At 36.5% G+C, this 17,715-nt stretch carries 18 protein-coding genes; 5 read left to right on the top strand and 13 right to left on the bottom strand.

The window, feature by feature from the left end; all coding sequences use genetic code 11:
• Position 1 precedes the first annotated feature (1 nt).
• The 4 genes from J2Y40_RS21785 to J2Y40_RS21770 form a co-directional block, all read right to left on the bottom strand.
• On the bottom strand, positions 2-988 hold the full coding sequence (locus J2Y40_RS21785; RefSeq protein ID WP_310001333.1) for a hypothetical protein: 987 nt from the start codon (positions 986-988) through the stop codon (positions 2-4).
• Between the two features lie 54 nt (positions 989-1,042).
• Positions 1,043-1,282, bottom strand: coding sequence for a hypothetical protein (locus J2Y40_RS21780; RefSeq protein WP_153392966.1), 240 nt, complete (start codon positions 1,280-1,282; stop codon positions 1,043-1,045).
• A 90-nt stretch (positions 1,283-1,372) separates the two neighbouring features.
• Complete coding sequence (locus tag J2Y40_RS21775; protein ID WP_153392969.1) at positions 1,373-1,612, bottom strand: hypothetical protein; 240 nt, start codon at positions 1,610-1,612, stop codon at positions 1,373-1,375.
• A 122-nt stretch (positions 1,613-1,734) separates the two neighbouring features.
• Complete coding sequence (locus tag J2Y40_RS21770; protein ID WP_310001328.1) at positions 1,735-2,325, bottom strand: Crp/Fnr family transcriptional regulator; 591 nt, start codon at positions 2,323-2,325, stop codon at positions 1,735-1,737.
• A 225-nt stretch (positions 2,326-2,550) separates the two neighbouring features.
• On the opposite strand from J2Y40_RS21770, the gene J2Y40_RS21765 reads away from it, so the two are divergent.
• Positions 2,551-4,182 (top strand): M1 family metallopeptidase, encoded by a 1,632-nt coding sequence (locus J2Y40_RS21765; protein WP_310001326.1) that lies wholly within the window; start codon positions 2,551-2,553, stop codon positions 4,180-4,182.
• Positions 4,183-4,361: 179 nt separating this feature from the next.
• Positions 4,362-6,218 carry a peptidase M61 gene (locus tag J2Y40_RS21760; RefSeq protein WP_153392977.1) on the top strand — a complete coding sequence of 619 codons (1,857 nt, stop codon included), beginning with the start codon at positions 4,362-4,364 and terminating at the stop codon, positions 6,216-6,218.
• Positions 6,219-6,296: 78 nt separating this feature from the next.
• Here the strand turns inward: J2Y40_RS21760 and J2Y40_RS21755 are convergent, their stop codons facing one another.
• From J2Y40_RS21755 to pepE, 3 genes are all read right to left on the bottom strand, one after another.
• The gene (locus tag J2Y40_RS21755) at positions 6,297-7,451 is read right to left on the bottom strand and encodes a sensor histidine kinase (RefSeq protein WP_409017733.1); all 1,155 of its coding nucleotides are present in this window, start codon (positions 7,449-7,451) and stop codon (positions 6,297-6,299) included.
• A gap of 7 nt (positions 7,452-7,458) precedes the next feature.
• Complete coding sequence (gene dacB / locus J2Y40_RS21750; RefSeq protein WP_153392980.1) at positions 7,459-8,826, bottom strand: D-alanyl-D-alanine carboxypeptidase/D-alanyl-D-alanine-endopeptidase; 1,368 nt, start codon at positions 8,824-8,826, stop codon at positions 7,459-7,461.
• 83 nt (positions 8,827-8,909) lie between these two features.
• The gene (gene pepE / locus J2Y40_RS21745; protein ID WP_153392983.1) at positions 8,910-9,602 is read right to left on the bottom strand and encodes a dipeptidase PepE; all 693 of its coding nucleotides are present in this window, start codon (positions 9,600-9,602) and stop codon (positions 8,910-8,912) included.
• 192 nt (positions 9,603-9,794) lie between these two features.
• Here pepE and J2Y40_RS21740 point away from each other — a divergent pair, with 192 nt between their 5' ends.
• Positions 9,795-10,352, top strand: coding sequence for a hypothetical protein (locus J2Y40_RS21740; RefSeq protein WP_310001322.1), 558 nt, complete (start codon positions 9,795-9,797; stop codon positions 10,350-10,352).
• Positions 10,353-10,436: 84 nt separating this feature from the next.
• Here J2Y40_RS21740 and J2Y40_RS21735 read toward each other — a convergent pair whose 3' ends face one another.
• Positions 10,437-10,937: a YdeI/OmpD-associated family protein gene (locus tag J2Y40_RS21735; protein WP_153392989.1), complete on the bottom strand. Its 501-nt coding sequence runs from the start codon at positions 10,935-10,937 to the stop codon at positions 10,437-10,439.
• Positions 10,938-11,205: 268 nt separating this feature from the next.
• Here J2Y40_RS21735 and fsa point away from each other — a divergent pair, with 268 nt between their 5' ends.
• Positions 11,206-11,859: a fructose-6-phosphate aldolase gene (gene fsa, locus J2Y40_RS21730; RefSeq protein ID WP_153392992.1), complete on the top strand. Its 654-nt coding sequence runs from the start codon at positions 11,206-11,208 to the stop codon at positions 11,857-11,859.
• 57 nt (positions 11,860-11,916) lie between these two features.
• Here the strand turns inward: fsa and J2Y40_RS21725 are convergent, their stop codons facing one another.
• From J2Y40_RS21725 to J2Y40_RS21705, 5 genes are all read right to left on the bottom strand, one after another.
• A complete protein-coding gene (locus J2Y40_RS21725; RefSeq protein WP_310001318.1) occupies positions 11,917-12,783 on the bottom strand; it encodes a GLPGLI family protein in 867 nt (288 codons plus the stop codon).
• A 12-nt stretch (positions 12,784-12,795) separates the two neighbouring features.
• Positions 12,796-13,368: a sugar O-acetyltransferase gene (locus J2Y40_RS21720; RefSeq protein ID WP_153392998.1), complete on the bottom strand. Its 573-nt coding sequence runs from the start codon at positions 13,366-13,368 to the stop codon at positions 12,796-12,798.
• 107 nt (positions 13,369-13,475) lie between these two features.
• A complete protein-coding gene (locus J2Y40_RS21715) occupies positions 13,476-14,378 on the bottom strand; it encodes a GLPGLI family protein (RefSeq protein ID WP_310001314.1) in 903 nt (300 codons plus the stop codon).
• A gap of 58 nt (positions 14,379-14,436) precedes the next feature.
• Complete coding sequence (locus J2Y40_RS21710) at positions 14,437-16,293, bottom strand: M56 family metallopeptidase (protein WP_310001308.1); 1,857 nt, start codon at positions 16,291-16,293, stop codon at positions 14,437-14,439.
• Between the two features lie 6 nt (positions 16,294-16,299).
• Entirely contained in the window at positions 16,300-16,665 is a 366-nt protein-coding gene (locus J2Y40_RS21705) for a BlaI/MecI/CopY family transcriptional regulator (RefSeq protein WP_153393007.1), read from the bottom strand.
• 340 nt (positions 16,666-17,005) lie between these two features.
• Here J2Y40_RS21705 and J2Y40_RS21700 point away from each other — a divergent pair, with 340 nt between their 5' ends.
• Complete coding sequence (locus J2Y40_RS21700; RefSeq protein WP_310001303.1) at positions 17,006-17,587, top strand: hypothetical protein; 582 nt, start codon at positions 17,006-17,008, stop codon at positions 17,585-17,587.
• Positions 17,588-17,715: the final 128 nt, after the last annotated feature.

Genomic DNA, 17,715 nt, shown 5'->3' with positions numbered 1-17,715 from the left:
GTTATTGGTTTAAAAATCGGGCAATGCTTCGTTCAATATCATAGTTGCAATTATCCGAAAGCCATTGGAACTGCCCTACAGGATTGGCTTCCAGAAAAACATATTCTTTTTTATCTGTATAAATCATATCTATGGAAGCACAGTTAATGTCCAGGCTTTTCATCAGTTTTTTTATTTTTTTGGTTTCTTTTCCCGGCAACAGATAAGGCACACAGCGGTTTGGCCGTTCTGTATCATAATTTCTGAAATCTACTTTGGTTCTTTCATTAGCCTGAGAAAAAATAGCCATAGAATACAGTTTGCCGTCCAGGTAAAAAATGCGCAGTTCATATTCTTTTTCAATATATTCCTGCAGAAAAATATACCCTTGTGATATATTACTTCTGATTTCCTTTAACTGCTGAATATGAGCATCTGTAACAATGGTGGGAGGAACTTTTACCAATATATCAAACTCTTCATCCCAATTAATCTTTATATCATCAAGCATGACATCTTTAACAATGATTTTCTCATGAGACCTGTAAAAGCCTTCTATCACTGATATATTGTAAGAGACCAGTGTTTCAGGAATCAGAAGCCCTGCTTCTTTTGCTTTCTGAAGAACTTTTAATTTATTGATATTATTATCGCTTCTTTTATTTAACCGCTGTTTGAACAGTTGGTCATACCAATCAATATACGCTTCATGAATGGCTTTTTCTTCAAAATTATATTGATCATAAACGTTTAAGAATATGTTTCTGACTGATTGGTTATCATATTGATTCAATATAGGTCCCGGATGATACCCATGATCTTTTAAGTACCCTCTCCTATACCAATATGAATTATCATTGATAGGATTTGTGTGATTGGAAATATGCATACTTTCCACTTCAAAATCCTCATTTCTATCACATACCGCAGATGGATATTCAAAATAGATCCAGTCCAGAACATCATTGGTGGAATAATCCTGCTGAATGGAGTTAATTTTTATGTTCATATTTCCCTGAATAAGCAGAAAATGTTCCGCCCTTTAAGACGGAACAATTCTTTATTAAAACCTTACAATATGCCATCTGCCGTCAATACAATATTCCCTGCGCATAAGAGTTCCTTCACTGTTAAATTCCTCACGGTCTTCTGAATAAGTATAGGTACCATCTTTAAGTCCGTCAATACCTTTAGCAATATAACTTCCTCCTCTGGTTGCACATCTTTCACCACCTTTAACTGTTCCCAGCTGTGGTCTTGTTAAGGTTTTGAATTTGTCTGAGTTTAAATTTTCAAGTTTCATGATTTCAATATTTTTAGTTAGTACATCCTGCTTTGTTACGTTGGGATGCTTTTTAAAAGTTTTTTCAGCCTGTTACTGAACATTTTGTCATCAGGCACGTATGGTATACCATCTGCCGTCAATACAGTACTCCATATGCATGGTTTGTCCTTCACTATTAAGTTCCTGACGGTCTTCAGAATAGGTATAAGTTCCATCTTTAAGGACATCAAGCCCCTTAGCCGTATAAGTTCCGCTTTTAGTGGCACGTCTGTCACCACCTTTCACGGTTCCCAACTGTGGTCTTGTTAGGGTTTTGAATTTGTCTGAGTTTAAATTTTCAAGTTGCATAATTTTGTCATTTTTAGTTCATACACTCCCTTCCGCCGGAGTGTTTCAGCGGTTTCTTCTCTTTTCTTAGGCCTTAGAAGAATAGGCCTCAATTCGTAGCTACTGAATATTTTTTAATTTTATCAATCCTGTTCATTCGCTGTTATACCCCGTTTCAGGCGGCTAAGCGAAGGATTTTCCATTCCCAGGAACGAAGCGATATAATACTGTGGAATATGGGACGGTAGATCCGGAAATTCTTTAAGAAACTGCATATACCGATCCCGGGCACATAAAAAAGAAATGGTTTCCATCCGGTGTAAAAGAGCAAAAAAAGATTCTTCGGCAATAATGCGCCCTGCCCTTTCCCATCCTTTGGAAATCTCATATAAATTTTCCAGATCATCTACATTAATCACCCAGATGGATGATTCTATAATCGCTTCAATATAATAGGTACACTGAATCTTTTTGGTCATACTCCTCAAAGCCGTAACCAATTCTCCTTTTCCACTCAGGAAAAGAATATGTTCTTTAGAATGATCATCAATAAAATAGGTTCTGAAAATCCCTTTTTCTATAAAACCCAACTGTAAGCAGATATCTCCACGCTGGTTAAAATAGGAGCCTTTCTCGTAGGTTACTTTTTTCCATAGGTGTTTTGACATTTCAATTTCTTCTTCACTCAGCTTCAGGTTTTCTTTTAAAAATGAAAGTAATGCTTCAGAGTTCATAGGCGTATCCTGTTATCTTTTCAAAGTTGCTTTTCTCAAAAATATTTACATTTTTCATATGTTTCATTAACAAATGTTAACCGAATAAGAAAAAGTTCAATATTCTACAAATGAAAATACATTAAAATCAAATATTATTAACAACTCTAATAATCAATCATAAAAAAACATCTTTCAGTTGGCATTAATTTTTCTATTTTTGAAAGATTATTAATGCAATTCACTATGAAAAAGCTGACGTTCACTCTTCTCTTTATTTCAGGGTTTGCTTTCGGGCAGGTCTTTGAAAAAAACAGAGTTTTCACCAAACAGGACACTTTAAGGGGTTCTGACACCCAGTTCCGGAACTTTTGGGATGTAAAAAAATACGACCTTTCTGTAGAACCAGATTTTGAGCAGAAAAGTATTAAAGGTTACAATAAGATCAGCTTTGAAATCACCAAAGATGTTACAAATCCTGTTTTCCAGATCGATTTGCAGCAGCCTATGAAAGCAGATCAAGTGGAAGGCAGCTTTCCCATTACCGGTTATAAGCAGGATGGTGATTTTATTTTCGTAACATCTAAAAAGAAATTTAAAAAAGGTGAAAAATACACCATGAATGTCACGTACTCCGGAAACCCTGTGATTGCTAAAAAAGCACCCTGGGACGGAGGCTGGATCTTCACCAAGGATGAAAAAGGGAATCCCTGGATGAGTGTTGCTGATCAGGCAGAAGGCTCGTCACTCTGGCTGCCTACCAAAGATATCTGGAGCGATGAACCGGATAATGGTATTATTATGAAGATCATCACTCCCAATGAACTTGCAGGAGTAGGAAACGGAAGACTGATTGATAAAAAAACCGAGGGCAGTAAAACAACATATACATGGGAAGTGAAAAATCCGATCAATGACTATTCTATCATTCCGAATATCGGAAAGTATGTCAACTTTAAAGACACTTTTAACGGTGAAAAAGGAAAGCTCGATCTGGATTACTGGGTACTCGATTATAATCTTGAAAAAGCAAAAAAACAGTTCCAGCAGGTAAAGCCAATGCTCTCAGCATTTGAATACTGGTTCGGACCTTATCCTTTTTATGAGGACTCCTACAAACTCGTAGACTCTCCGTATCTCGGCATGGAGCATCAGAGCAATGTGGCCTATGGAAATGGATATCAGAACGGATACCTCGGAAGAGATCTTTCGGGAACCGGAGTTGGCCTGAACTGGGATTATATCATCATCCACGAAAGCGGCCATGAATGGTTTGCCAACAATATTACAGCGAAAGATATGGCAGATATGTGGATTCATGAAAGCTTTACCATGTATTCCGAAGTTCTTTTCACTGAAAAATATATGGATAAAAAATCGGCAGATATTTATGCCCAGGGACTTCATAACACGATTATGAATGATATCCCGATCATTGGCCATTACGGAGTAAGAAGTGAAGGAAGCGGTGATATGTATCCTAAGGGAGCCAGTATGATCCACACGATAAGACAGGTCATCAATAACGATGAAAAGTTCAGACAGATCTTAAGAGGAATGAACAAGGATTTCTATCATAAAACTGTTACCACCAAACAGATTGAGGATTATATTTCAACCAAAGCAGGAATTGATCTTTCAAGTATTTTTGATCAGTATCTGAGAACGACCAAAATTCCGACCCTGGAATACTCACAGGATAACGAAACTTTAAAATTCCGCTATACCAATACGGTAAAAAATCTTAAGCTTCCGATAAGAATTGACGGGGAACAAACCATTAACCCGACAGAGCAATGGCAAACGGTAAAGTTAAAGAAAAATACCCCGGTTGAGTGGAATAAGAACTATTATGTATATTATATAAAAGCTCAGTAAATCATATAAAAGGCAGAATCGTTTCAGGCGAATTTGCCTTTTTGCTTTCTGGAGCTGTTCAATTTCTCCATCGGGAATTTCGATTTTCTGCCTCAAAAAATTTTAAGAAAAGTTTAAGACCTTACTTCGTAACAAAATGAGAAAAACAACAACTACTTAGTTATAAAAATTCAAACTTAATGAAAAAAACCACACTCACTCTCGGGCTTTTTGCCGCTTTAATGGCCAACGCCCAATCTATCAAAACAACAATTGATCTTGTTCATGTAAAAGATGACAAAGTAGCTGTTACCATGGAGTTTCCTAAAATGAAATCAGGAGACGTAAAATTCCATTTTCCTAAAACAGTTCCGGGTACTTATTCTGAAGATGATTACGGAAGATTTGTAGAAGGGATTAAATTCTATGACAACAAAGGCAAAGAACTTACTTATACTAAAGTAAATGACAATACATATTCACTTAAAAATGCCCAAAGCCTGACGAAAGTAACCTACCTGGTGAACGACAGTTTTGATGAAGAAATGGATGCTTCCAAACATAAAGCAGTATTTTCTCCATCAGGAACCAATATTGAGGAAGGAAAAGTATACCTGATCAATACCCACGGTTTTATCGGCTATATTGATAATATGCAGGATGTTCCTTATCAGCTGGTGGTTCAGAAGCCTGCAGATTTTTATGGAACGACCGCTCTTGTAGACCAGGATAAATCCGATTCTACAGATACTTACACATTAGCCAACTATGCAAAGGTTACAGATTCGCCGTTAATGTACACCAAGCCAGATTATGTTACTTTTAATGCCGGAGGAATGGATCTGGTATTAGGGGTTTATTCTGCAACAGGAAAATATAAAGCTGCCGATTTTAAAGATAATATAGAAAAAATGGTGGTTGCCCAAAAGAAATTCTTAGGCGACATGAATACCAATAAGAAATATGCGATCATGCTTTATCTTTCCGGAGGTAACGGACCAAATATCAAAGGTTTTGGAGCTTTGGAACATCATGAATCCACAAGTGTGGTTCTTCCGGAAGCCATGCCTAAAAACGCGATCGATAAAACCCTTACCGATGTGGTTTCCCATGAGTTTTTCCATACCGTAAATCCTCTGAAAACCCATTCTGAAGAGATTCATTATTTTGATTATTCAGACCCGAAAATGTCCCAGCATCTTTGGATGTATGAAGGCGGAACGGAATATTTCGCGAACCTGTTCCAGATTCAGGAAGGCCTGATTAATAAAGATGAGTTTCTTGAAAGAATCGGAGAGAAAATCACCAACTCCAAGAATTATGATGATACCATGCCATTCACGGTGATGAGTAAAAATGTTCTGAAGGAGCCTTATAAAGATCAATACAGAAACGTTTACGAAAAAGGAGCCCTGCTTGCCATGTGCCTGGATATTGAACTGAGAAAATTATCCAACGGAGAAATGGGCTATCGTGATATGATCAGAAAGTTATCTCAAAGATTCGGAGAAAATAAACCGTTCAAAGATGACAAGCTGATTGATGAACTGGTTGCAGTAACCGGATATCCGCAGGTAAAAGATTTCTACAATAAATATATTGCCGGAAACCAGCCAACCCCTTATGCAGAATACCTGAATATGGTAGGTGTAACGGTTAACAAGCAGGAAATCCCACCTATCTTCTGGTTTATTAAAGATCCGAATCTTACCGGCTATAACGAAAAAAATAAAACCCTTGTTTTTGAAGAAACCGCAGCGTTGTCTACGTTCTCAAAAAACATTGGTTTAAAAAGTACCGACGAAATTTTAGCATTGGACGGAAAATCCATTGATATTCAGAAGATGCAGGATTTTGTAGGTTATGCAAGATCAATCAAAGAAGGTCAGGAAGTTACTGTTACCATTCTTAGAAACAACGCAGGAAAAAGCGAGAAGATGACCCTTAAAGGAAAAGCCGTTCTGGATAAGATGAGTATAGAAACTCTTCAGTACAAAGCCAATCCTACACCTGCAGAGCAGAAACTGCAGAATCAGTGGCTGACAGGGAAGAAATAATAAATTTAGTATATAACAGTAAAGCGGAGTAATTCTCCGCTTTTTTTATTGTTTTAGTTTAGATTTGAATGTAATTGGTTAAGCTTTTTTAATAGTAATTCTGAAAGTTGTTCCCTTACCTACTTCTGTCTGAGAAATTTTAATATCTCCGTTATGGTATTCATGAATCACTCTTCTGGCTAATGAAAGTCCCAGTCCCCAGCCTCTTTTTTTAGTTGAATATCCCGGTTTGAAAGCATTTCTTGCCTGCTGTTTGGTCATTCCGCTTCCGGTATCTTTTACTTCGACCAGAATATTTTTGTTTCTTTCAAAAACATATATATCGAGAATGCCTTCGCCTTTCATGGCATCTACTGCATTTTTCACCAGGTTTTCAATTACCCAGCTCATCAGGATCTTGTTGTGTGGCAACATAACAGTATAGACAGGAAGATGCAGGCTGAATTTTACTTTTTTCGAAATCCGTGTTTTCAGATAGTCATAATTTTCCAGAATCGTTTCATTGAAATTCATATCGTTCAGCTCAGGAACGGAACCGATCTTTGAAAAACGTTCGGAGATTGTCCTCAGTCTTTCAATGTCTTTTTCAATTTCATAAACTCCTTCAGAGTCCGGGGTTTCCAGCTTCATGATTTCCATCCAGCCAATCATTGAAGATAAAGGAGTTCCGATCTGGTGGGCTGTTTCTTTCGCCAAACCTGCCCAGAGATATCCCTCATCCGTCTTTTTAATAGTCCTGAAAAACCAGAATGAAAAACCAAAATACAACAGAATAAACAACCCCAGAATATAAGGTGAATATCGCAGATTATTAAGAACACGTGAATTATCATAATAAACAAACTGATTATTCTGATTAGAAAATTTCAGTTCAATAGGAGGATAATTTTTGCCCATTTTTTTGGCCAGCATGACAATCTCTTCAGAATCATTTTCAATTTCCTGGGGAATATTTTTATGTTCAACAGGGCGGTCATCCTTATCTAAAATAATAACAGGAATGGTTGTATTGGAACTATAGATCTGGAGAACCAGCTCCTGGACTTCTAAACTTGGAGTGGTTACTTCCTGCTGGAATTTCAGAGCACTTACTAGAATATCAACCCTTTTAATTTCTTCTTTACGCAAGAAATTGATTAATATGGTAGATGATACTACTATGGCAACCACCAAAGCAGTCATTACAACAAAAATAATCCAGTTATTCAATCTGGCAAATATGGATTTCCTCACGGTTTGTTTATTTTAAAACATTCAGAATTTTCTGCAGTTCTGCGCTTCCGCTTCCCTGATAATTATTAATAATGATTGAAAATACATATTTTTTGCCGTCTTTGGCCGTATGATAACCTGCAAAAGACTTGGTATCTCTCATGGTTCCGCTTTTCATTTTCATTCCGTTATCCTGTACCGGAAAGCCATCATAATAAGCGTCAAACCAGGATTGTTTCTTCGCGTATAAAAGAGCCTGTACTTCGGCTTTGGCAGCGACATAATTCTGAGGAGAAAGTCCGCTTCCATCCGCAAAATTAATCATATTCGGATTGATTCCTTTTGATTTCCAGAACTCCTTCAGATAAGCAACTCCGCTTTTAAAGCTTGAATTTCCTTTTTTCTCTTTCCCCAGAGTTTTAATGAGTGTTTCCCCATAAAGATTCACACTTTTTCGTAAAAACCAATAGACAATTTTATCCAAAGTCGGAGACTGGTAAGTAAGGATTGTCTTTTTAGAAGGCTCTATACTTTTTCCTTCCAGTTCAAGCTGTGAAGAGGTTATTACTTTTCCTGAAAGATCTATCCCTGCCTCCTTTAGCCATTGTCTGGCTTCTGCTCCCAGCTGTAAAGGCGGATTGGGCACAGAACCTGAAACCGTAACGGTTTTTCCAGCCGGCAAAGTTCCGTTTATTAATGCAACATCAGAATGTGGAGCGGTAAAGATGAGGCTTTGATCAGAGTTTCCTCCTGCTTTAAGATCATTCAGCCACTTCACATTTTCCAAAGGATAGGAAAACCCTTTAAACTCTGTTCCGTTGATATTGATATCAAATTGGTTTTCACGCCAGTTAACTCCCCAAACTCCGGCTCCGTAATAATTCCCGAGGTCATCCCAGGGCCAGCCTCCCGGAATCGTCTGATGGTCAAAATAAGAATCATCAATCACCAGATCACCGGATATTTTTGTGATTCCGGAGCTTTTAACGGCTTCAATGAATTTCTTTTTAAATGCTTCAGGTTTATAGGCCTCATAACGCCAGCTGCCCAGCGTAGGATCTCCGTTTGAACTGATGAAAAGATTGCCGTTCAGTGTACCTCCCGACAAATTTCCGGAATACCCGGCTGTTGTTTTAAAGGTATAATCCCTGCCTAGTGTTTCAAGGGCTGCTCCCGCTGTAAATATTTTTTGTGTTGAAGCTGTAGAAAGTCCTTTATTTCCCTGGTATTCATAAATCAGGTTACCATTTTCATCGGAAACATACAATGACAGGCCAGATGAAACGGCACCTGAAGAATCCATAAGATCTTTAGTCGCTTTGTCCAGTTTCTGAGATATATTCTGGGCAAAGAACAGCTGTGTTGAAAGCGTAAAAGCCGCAATCGTTCTTTTCATTCTGTGGTTGTTTATTCAAATATAATTAAAAAAAATCCCTTTTTAAACCATGGAAATTCAACGAAGTATAGAGAATACTCTCCTTACACAGCACTTCCTGCTTCTATTTCGTAGGGTTCTTTGTCTTTTTCAAAAATTCTTGTCAGTTCACTTCCTTCCACAGTGATCCTCTCATTAATCTTTCTGATCCAGTTTCCTTCTCTTAGGCCTACGACTTTGATGTCATTCTGAGTCAGAAATTCTTTAATACGGGTTTCTCTGGTTTCTCCATTATGTTTAAGATCAGGATTCGGGTCAAGATAATGCGGATTGATATTGAAAGGAACCAGCCCCATACAGTCAAAACTTGGTGGATAAACAATCGGCATATCATTCGTGGTTTTCATATTCTGCCCTCCGATGTTGCTTCCCGCACTACAGCCTAAATACGCTTTCCCTTTTTCTACATTTTCCTTTAAAACGGACATCAATCCTTCTTCATGTAATGTTTTAACCAGCAAAAAAGTATTTCCTCCGCCTGTAAAATATCCTTGAGCATGATGTAAAGCTTCTGCCTTATCCTCAAATTCATGCAGTCCTCTCACCTTAATATGAATGGTTTCAAAAAAAGATTGTGCTTTTGCGGTATACTCATCATGAGAAATCCCACCGGGTCTTGCAAAAGGGACAAACACAATTTCGTCCACTCCTTTATATAACTGAATTAATTCTTCTCTTAAGTATTCCAGGTATTCTCCACCGAAAATGGTAGATGTTGAGGCTAATATGATGTTCATACAAGAAAATTATATTGATTAAAAAATAGTTGAATTACAAAGATAGACCCCAGACTTCAACGAATCAAAAATTAAATTAAAAAAAACAGCAATCCCGTTAATATTTTCTAAAAAAACTTAAAGCTTCTAAAATCTGAGTTTTTATGGAATTATTATTGAACTTCAACCTTTAGAATTTTTAAATATAAGATTATGAAAATGGTTAAAGTTAATATTAAAAATCTATTTTTAGGTTTGATACTTGCGGGAAGCGCAAGTCTTGTACATGCTCAAACTACGCAGACGGATAAAACCAACACCCCCGCTGCAGCCACCACAGCTCAATCAAATAATCCTGTTATTGAAGGGCTTAAAAAGCAAGTTGAGGCCAATCCAAAAGATGCAGAAACACTGGCAAAACTGGCTAATGCTTACCAGGAAGCGTCCGACTGGACCAATGCTGTTGATACGTGGAAAAAAATATCCGCTTTATTACCGGATTGGGCTCCATCCTATTACAGTCAGGCCTATGCTTATCAATCTGCAAAAGATGATGTAAATGCAAAGCTGGCTTATGAAAAATATATTGCAACGGTAAAGCCTGAGGAAGTAGAGCAAAATAAAAAGAATCTGGCATATGCCTATTTCTATATTGCCTTTGCGGAACAGAAAAGTGATCCCAATAAAGCAAAAGAACATATTGCTAAATCCATACAATATGATCCTACAAACCAGGATGCTGTAAAGCTCAGCCAGGCTTTAAATTCATAAAAAAAATCCACAATATTAAAATGCCCTTAAAAGTCAGATACTTTTAGGGGTATTTTTTTGGATAGATAAAATTCAGTACTGCTTTTAATCCTTCCTTTCTTCAATCTTTTTTCCGAAAAAGTCTGTTTCGCCGTGTAAATGTCTGATAATTTTTTCAATATTCCGTTGAATGCTGGCTTCAGTTTTCAGATTATTGATATAGCGGATCAGCTCATGCCTTCTGGAAGGAATTAAATTTTCAAAATTTTTAACCGCAACAGAACTTGCCTGTATTGCTTCTTCTAATTGAGGATGAATGGAAATACTTCTGTTTCTATCATCATATTCTACCCAAACTTCAATAGTTTCTCCAATCCTTTTGGGAGAATTTTTCAACATGGTAAGGTTCACATACAGCCTCCATTCACCCAGGTATTTCATCAGATTCTGCTGAAATTCTATTCCATTTACCGTCCCTTTTACCGGAATAGGACTTTTATCCTTTCCGGAGGCTTCAAATATCTTATTTAAAACATCTTCAGGAAGGAAAACAAACGGATTGATCCCGATAATTTCCAGTTGGGTAGTAAAGCTGCTCTTTTTCATGATGAACAAATGTACAGTTAAATTTTATTTTAAAGGATGCAAGATACTTTAGTTATAGATATTGAAAGACATTGTAAATTAAATAAAAAAGATAAACACTTGTTATGGGTGCCCTTCATAACTTCCCTCTTCCAGCTCCCAGCTTCAAACCTCTATAATTCGAACTGAGGTTAATTCAAATAGTATGCTTATTACAATCAATCTCAATTAAAATTTTACACTCACAAAGGAATCCTTATCTTTGCAGCAAATAAATCGATCAAACAAAATGAAATTTTTTATTGACACAGCCAATTTAGAGCAGATCAAAGAAGCAAGAGACCTTGGAATTTTAGATGGTGTTACCACGAACCCTTCCCTAATGGCAAAAGAAGGAATCCAGGGATCTGAAGCGATCAAGAATCATTATAAAGCGATCTGCGAACTTGTAGACGGTGATATTTCTGCTGAAGTACTTTCTACTACTTACGAAGAAATGATCAAAGAAGGTGAGGAATTAGCGGCTATCCATGAAAATATCGTGGTAAAGATCCCGATGATCAAAGACGGTATTAAAGCATTGAAATATTTCTCTGATAAAGGGATCAAAACGAACTGTACGTTAATCTTCTCTGCGGGGCAGGCTCTTTTAGCGGCTAAAGCAGGGGCAACTTATGTTTCTCCTTTCCTTGGAAGATTAGATGATATTTCTACTGACGGTCTTAACCTTATTCAGGAAATCAGACTGATCTTTGATAACTATATGTATGAAACGGAGATCCTTGCGGCTTCTATCCGTCACTCTATGCACATCATAGACTGTGCTAAGATTGGTGCTGATGTAATCACCTCTCCGCTTCCTCCAATCTTGAGCTTATTGAAACACCCATTAACAGACAGCGGACTGGCTCAGTTCATTGCTGATTCTCAGAAATTAGCTTAATACTGAATGTTATTCAGATATAAAACTCCCGAAATCGTTGATTCCGGGAGTTTGTTTTTATTTCAACAGATCAATTTCGAGGATATTGTTCTGCCTTTTTAAATTATCTTTTATTCTTTTTTCCTGATCCCGTCTGACTTTTTCAGGATCTATAATTTTTCCTGTACTGTCTCTTACTTCCGTAATCACACCATCACCCATCATTTTTCTATGCCCTTTCATTGGATCATTCAGGAAATCTTTAAAAGCCTTTTTATATTTATTTTCATTTACTATAATCAAAGGATCATAACGTTCTTTGTCTTTGACACTTTGCCATTCATATCCTGCAGGAAGCTTTTTAGCCCCTTTTAGCTCAAATGAATGGGAATTTGAAGCATCTTCAAGCTTCACAATCAATCCGGGCAAACCATGAAATTTATACGGGCCGTCCTGAATGGGCAGGTCTGTTGTAAACCATGCCGTCCATTTTCTTCCGGCAAATTCACAGGTTGCTTTCTGTGTGGAAAATTCCCCTATTTTGGCTTTATTAGGAAGAATTTTCCAGTTCTGCGTTCTCCCGTCCTGAACCTGGTATTCATCAGTTGCTAAAATGATGTAGTAGTTAACGGAATAATCGGGATATGATTTTTCAATACTGTATCTCACTTTTCCTTTGAACTTCATTCCTGTAAGCTGAAGATCTGTTGTTCCGCTTTTTATCTGCTTTTCAAAATTGGCATTCATAATGGAATCAGACTCAAAATAATCTTTGCTGTAAAATTTTGATCCTTTGGGAGAAATATCCAAAAACATCATTTCTGTCTCCTGCTTATCTTTAGCGGTAGAATCAATGACAAACTTATACTCATAGGTAAAACGCTGGCTCTGCCCGTAAAAGAATAGCCCTGATAAGAGACAGAACAAAAAAATACTCTTTTTCATATTTATGATTTTTTAAAATGTGTTGTTTTCTTCAATATTCTTTATAACCCTGCACGGATTTCCCACTGCTACAACATGGTGAGGAATATCTTTAGTTATTACACTTCCGGCTCCTATCACAGCATTATTTCCGATAGATACTCCCGGCAATACCACGACATTTCCACCCAGCCACACATTATTCCCTACAGTAATGGGATGGGCGTACTCCAGACCTTTATTTCTCTGTTCAGCATCTAACGGATGTCCCGCGGTATAAAAACTACAGTTTGGGCCTATGAAAACATTGTCACCGAAGGTTACTTTGGCACAATCCAGAATGGTAAGATTATGATTGGCATAAAAATTTTCTCCAACCTCGATATTATATCCGTAATCACACCAGAAAGACGGTTCTATACAAATGTTTACCCCCGTATCTTTAATGATTTTCCGGATCACTTCATTTCTTTTCTGAGTATCCGAATTTTTTAACTGATTATATTCCAGACACAGATCTTTACAGGCCATTCTTTCGCGGATCAGTTCTTTATCGTAATTAGCATCATAAAGCAATCCTACTGCACATTTTTCCTTCTCTGTCATAAAAAATTTATGGTTTTAATTTAATGCTAAAGTATGATAATAAAAAAGAAAACAGGATAGTTTATAATACCTATCCTGTTTTTTTAAGATTAAAAAATGAAATAACTTTAATTCACCAGATCCGGCTCGATCGGATTATTATTTTTCTTAAGGGTTTCCTTGGTTCTTTTTTCTATTTCCCTGAACACTTCGTTGGGATCAGACATTTCTTTTCCATCCGGTGTTTTTACTTTAAAAACCACTTTGGAATTATCACTTCCTCCCCTGTTCATCATTTCTCTCATATTTTTAGAGGGATCATTCACATAGGCTTTCCATGCTTTTTTATATTGCTCTTTTGATATTTCAAGCTCCTTGCCATCCATTCCAAATATCCTCACATTACCCGGAAGAGTCATTTCTTTTTCCTGTTCCGGAGTCTGTATAGCTTTGTTGCCCACAAGGGTCATCGTATGGGAACCTGTAGCATCTTCAATTTTGACGATCAGCCCCGGAAGGCCGTAAAACTTATATGGTCCATCCTGAAAAGGAATATCAGAGGTAAACCAAGCGGTCCATTCTCTGCCTCCGAAGCTTGTTGTTGCTTTTTGAGCATTGTATTCTCCGATCTTCTGCTTTTCAGACAGAATTTTCCAAACCGGTTTTTTATCTTCCAGTATTTTATATTTATCTGTAGAAACACTGGTAAAAAGATAGGTTTTAAACTCAGGATATTGTTTTGTTACTTTATAAGAAACCTGGCCCAACTTTTCTCTTCTGTTGACACTAATGCTTCCTAACCCAGATTTCAGCTGCTTCTCCAGATCTGCTCTGGAAGTTGAATCTGCAACAAATTTATCATGGCTATAGTAGGTTGAGCCTTCTTTATTAATATCGAGCAGCATCATTTCTTTCTTCACGTCTTCTTTATTGTTGGAATCCGGGATGAATTTATACTCATAAAAGAATCTGTTGGTTTGTGCTCCGGTGAGAATACCTGCGAGCAGTAAAAGTAAAATCTGAATTTTCATAGTGTATCTTTAAATAAAAAGCTTTGTCATTCTTTGATTGACAAAGCTTAATGGAACTTTATTTCTTTGTCTGAATTCTTATTTCTCCGCGTCTGATGCTGGCTGAGTTGTGCTTATTAATGGTGATACTGGCGATTTTTTCAGGTTTCAGGGCTTCCATTTCTTCTCTGGAAACTTCTCTCCCATCTATGAATATCTTGGTGTTATTCCATTCATTCAGCTTGAACCTTTTTATTCCGTTCATCGTGATCTCTCCTTTAGGATCTTTTCGGATAAAATCAGCTTCCATTTCCATCAATTTTGGCATTTCACCCATCTTATCAGAATTGAAAGATTTAAAAACATACACATTTCTTTCATTTCCATCCAGAGCTCTTCGTTGTGCCTCCAGTTTGGCTCTTTCACCTTCCAGTTTCGCACTTTCTATATCAAGTTTCGCTTTCTTTCTTGCGATTTCAGCTTTTACCTTAGCCACTTTTGCTGCTTTTTTTGCATCTTCAGCAGAAGCTTCTGCTTTAGGGCTCCAGTTTTCGTATACATAATCGTTGGACTTGAAAAATCTCACTTTAGGCGCTTTGGGCGGCGAAGGAGGTGTTGCTGGAGCTCCCGGCGCTCTTGGTGGTGTAGGAGGAGTGTCGGGGAAGTCAATATTCAGATTAGACAGATCTGGTATTTCCACTCCAATATCTTCCAGCGCTTTCATTTTGTTTTTCCATTCACTGGATTTGAAATATTCATTCACTTTTTTAAATTCCGAAGCATCAAAAGCATAAACCATTTTAAAATCATCAGAACTTGTGATTCTTCCAATCTCTCCGGAAAGTTCACCAATCTCTTCAAGGTTTTTCTCAAATTCTTTACTGTCAGGCTTCAGAGTTTTCAGAGCCTTACTTTTCTCCTGTATTTTTTGTCCGAGAGCCGTAATTTTTTTCTGACTTTCAGGTTCTTTAAAAAATTGAGATTTTATTGCTTTTTCGGTTTTCTGAGGAGTAACGGTATCTTTTTTAATCTGAGAAACAGCTTTCTCAATTACTATATTGGTTTCTTGAATTTCTTTGTTCTTAGCATTTACCAGATAAGCAAAGGCTACTGAAAATAAAACCGGAAGGGCAAAAATTCTGCGCGCATATCCGAATTTGGTTTTTGGTTTTTGTAACATTTTGAGTCGTTTTTTTAGATTTGAACTTAGAAACGGACTTGTGGCAGGCAACTGGGTTCCGGAAAAGTGGCTTGCTAAAAGCATCTGCGCAAATGCTTTGGTGTCCGATTGCTTTACGGCTTTTTTATCAGCCAGGTATTCGTGTATTAAACTAATTTCTCTTTTGATGATATGAAAGAAAGGATTGAACCAGAAAACAGAGGTAATGATTTCGATAAAAATTTTATCAAATGAGTGTTTCTGTTCAATATGCACCATTTCGTGCTTTAAAATCTGTTTTCCAATGTCAGAATTCAGGGTAATTGTATTCTTCCAGAAAAGATTTTTAAAGTAAGAGAACGGAGCTTCGGTAAGGTCAGTACGATAGAAGTTAATTCCTTCAATATTTTCCTTTTGAAACTGACTTTTAAGCTGTTGGATCCTGATGACCCCATAGATCAGTTTCCCTAAAAAATAGAGAGTAACCAGTCCCAGAGCTGAAAAAATAATTCTAAAATAAGTGTGGTCATTGTTAATATTTTTTTCTGTGTTAAAATTTTGCAGCTTATCAAGAAGCATATAGACATCATTATTAACCTCTATGGTAAAATCTTCTATTTTAATCAGCGGGAGCAGCAATGATACAACCATGGCAGCCAACAGATAAAACCTGTTATAATGATGAAACGTCTTGTCTTTTAAAGACAACTGGTAGTACAAAAATGTTACACCGGAGCATAAAATTACTTTTCCAAAATATAGAAGTAATGTTTCCATAATCAGTTAGTCTTTGTTTTTAAGTTCGTTCAGTAACATTTCCAGATCTTCTACAGTCATTTCATTCTTTTCTACCAGGAAAGAAACGGCACTTTTGTAAGATCCTTTAAAATAGTTTTTCACAAGGCTTTTCATTGTTTTCCCGGAATACTGTTCTTTAGAAACCAATGGAAAATACTCATGCTGTCTTCCATGTACGTGATAATCTACGAATTCTTTATCTTTCAATACTTTTAAAATAGTAGAAACGGTGTTGGTGTGCGGTTTTGGTTCAGGAAAAAGATCGAGAACATCTTTTAAAAAGCCTTTTTCTATTTTCCATAGGTATTGCATTACCTGTTCCTCTGCTTTTGTTAAAGTCTGAATTTTCATATTCTTATCATTTAATCGTTCGTGTGATACCGTTTTATTACCCTTAAAATCTATATCACTAAGAAATTAGTTATACAAATGTAGAAATAAATATAATGCTCACAACTATTTTTCTAGTGATAAAAACAAAATTAATATAATTAACTGAAAATCAGTAAAATAAATTTTATTAAAATATGTTAAATTTTCAACATTCTGATTTTTGCACCTTATTAATCGGCAGAAAAACATGAAATTACACTGTAAATTCTTAAAACTTGTTAATTTTTATTAAATAAAATTAAAATGAATTTGTTTTAACCGGGAAATTATATTTATTTTAGTGCTTTAAAAATTTCTCATGAAAAGATATAATTTATTGATTGTACTATTACTGCTTATTTTTAACGTTACTACGGCTCAAAAGAAGAACTCTCCTGCTGGAGATCTCAGCATTCTGAAGGAAACTAAAACAAAGATTGAAAATACAGTTCCATTGGTTATTACCCACTTACAAACAATTGCAGACAAGGAAGGCGATGGTAATATTGTGACTAACGGAAAGACAACATTAAGTAAAGAATACGGCATTCTGGAATCTGAATGGTTCCTGTACAGAAATAATATGAAGAACTGCATCCTAAACAATTCTTCCAAAAAAGCTAAAAAATGTATGGAATACCACACGCTGTATCTGAGAAATACATTTACTAATTACAGCAATTATATCACCAATCTTACCAGAAAGAACGGATATCTTGGAGTAGAAGGCGATACAAAATTTGATTTTAAGCCAGCAGAAATTGCAACAAAATTAAGTGAAGCTTATTTCAATGCCAATGATGCTGCCGGAAGAATGAAAGGAGAGCAGAAAAAAGACTTCTTAGGACAAACAATGTCTGATGATAATAAGCTGACTCCTTTTGCTCAGTTAGCTCAATAATCGTTGTATAAAATAAACTGAATCCTGCTTAAGATAGACTGCACCCAAAAGTTTAGACAAAATTAAACAATATTATTATATGAAAGAGTTCGGTACTGTACCGGACTCTTTCCTTTTAGATTAAGTCT

Origin of the sequence: Chryseobacterium sp. 2987 (genome assembly GCF_031456375.1) — a bacterium.
Classification (GTDB): domain Bacteria; phylum Bacteroidota; class Bacteroidia; order Flavobacteriales; family Weeksellaceae; genus Chryseobacterium; species Chryseobacterium vaccae.
Note: the sequence above shows the minus strand (reverse complement) of the source record. Positions and strands in the feature narration are given on the sequence as shown.